The 1,253-nt window shown below is 46.0% G+C and carries 1 protein-coding gene; it reads left to right on the top strand.

The window, feature by feature from the left end; translation table 11 throughout:
* Positions 1–1,253: phage terminase large subunit family protein (locus ACFIKN_RS05965; protein WP_375658066.1), on the top strand; the 1,253-nt coding region annotated here is incomplete at both ends.

Raw genomic sequence — 1,253 nt, 5'->3', positions numbered from 1 at the left:
GTGGATGGTTATCCTCTCAGTGTGGATAACGAAGGTGATCCGGTGATGATTGCCGAAAAGCGGACCTCAACCTTTGTACAACGAAAGATCTTTAAATTGTCCACACCCACCCACCGTGACACAAGCCGTATTGCCAAGGATTTTGTGCTAGGAGACCAGCGATATTACAACGTGCCTTGTGATGCATGTGGTGTTCTACAGCCCATTGTTTGGTCACAAATTAAGTGGCCAAAAGGCGCCCCCGAAAAAGCTGTGTTTGTTTGTGCCCATTGTGGCCATGAACATGCCGAGCACAGAAAAACAGATCTCATGTGTGAAGAACGAGGAGCATGTTGGGTACCAACCAGTGAATCAAGCAGACCCAATTTGCGTTCTTATCATATTTCGGCACTCTATTCCCCTTGGCTTACTTGGGGGGAATGCGCAAGAGAGTTTTTAAATGCCAAGGATGATCCAGCTCTTCTACAGCCTTTTGTCAATACAGTGCTTGGAGAGCCATGGGAGGACAGAACAGGCGAAGTTGTTGACCCAGATAGCCTCTATGCAAAACGCGAAGATTATCCCCTTGCACCAGAACAAGCCGTGTTGTTGACAGCGGGTATTGATGTGCAAAATGACCGCTTAGAACTTGAAGTGGTTGGATGGGGACGCAGTGAAGAAAGTTGGCATATTGATTATCAAGTTATCCTTGGTGATCCCTCTTCTTTTGAAGTATGGGACCAGCTGGATGAATACCTTACAAAACGCTGGCCACATACAGGCTATAAAGAGGGAATTAGGATAACAGCTGCTTGTATTGATACCGGTGGTGGACACACACAAGCGGTTTATAATTACGTGCGCCCCCGTGAGGGACGACGTATCTGGGGAATTAAGGGGCAAGCGGGATGGCGTGCGGTATGGCCACGCCGTCCAAGTAGAAACAACAAAGGACAGATTAATCTCTATATTGTTGGGGTTGATGCAGCAAAAGATATTATCACGGCACGGTTTAAAAAATCCGGTCCTGAAGCATCGGGTGCTGGTGCAACACACTTTCACAAAAACCTTGATCGGGAATATTTTGACCAACTGACCGCTGAAAGAAAAGTCATCAAATATTTTAAAGGCTTCAAGCGTATTGAATGGCAAAAAAGTGAAAAGGCAAGAAACGAAGCCTTGGACTGTAGGGTCTATGCTTATGCTGCTTTACAAGGTCTGATTTCGGCAGGAATAAACCTTAATCGAGAAGTCGATATCTTAGAAGAGCGTCT

Source organism: Bartonella sp. CL436QHHD (genome assembly GCF_042195105.1).
Taxonomy (GTDB): Bacteria; Pseudomonadota; Alphaproteobacteria; order Rhizobiales; family Rhizobiaceae; genus Bartonella.
The sequence above is the reverse complement of the archived record's forward strand: the minus strand, read 5'-3'. Positions and strand labels throughout refer to the sequence as shown.